Source organism: Actinoplanes sp. DH11, from assembly GCF_020873875.1.
Classification (GTDB): domain Bacteria; phylum Actinomycetota; class Actinomycetes; order Mycobacteriales; family Micromonosporaceae; genus Actinoplanes.
In genome coordinates, this window is record NZ_JAHWGU010000135.1 from 1 (window position 1) to 461 (window position 461).

Here is a 461-nt window from a genome sequence, read left to right on the forward strand (position 1 = left end):
AAGACTGCTGGTGCGGTGAATTTGGATCGGGCGTTTGCGGATGTCGATCTGGATGCGTTCGTGGTGTTCTCGTCGAACGCGGGGACGTGGGGCAGTGGTGGTCAGGCGGCATACGCGGCCGCGAACGCCTATCTGGACGGTCTGGCACAGACCCGCCGCGCCCGTGGCCTCCGGGCGACCTCCATCGCCTGGGGCGCGTGGGGCGGTGGCGGTCTGGCTACCGGGGCCGCGGAGGAACATCTGCGACGGCGCGGCGTGGCGCCGATGCCGGTGGACCGGGCGATTGCCGCGCTGCGGCAGGCGGTGGAGCAGGACGACACGGTCGTCGCCGTCACCGACGTGGACTGGGACAGGTTCGTGCCGGCGTTCACCTCGGCACGGCGGCGGCCGCTGATCGAGGACATCCCGGAGGTGCGCAAGGCGCTGGCCGAGATGGATCGGGCGCGTGCCGAGGCCGAATC

General features: G+C 71.1%; 1 protein-coding gene. It reads left to right on the forward strand.

Going from position 1 to position 461, the window contains the following annotated elements:
- Window positions 1–60: 60 nt before the first annotated feature.
- Window positions 61–461, forward strand: a 401-nt coding sequence (locus tag LPA41_RS41080; protein ID WP_308036673.1) for a KR domain-containing protein, incomplete at its 3' end; no start/stop codon positions are given.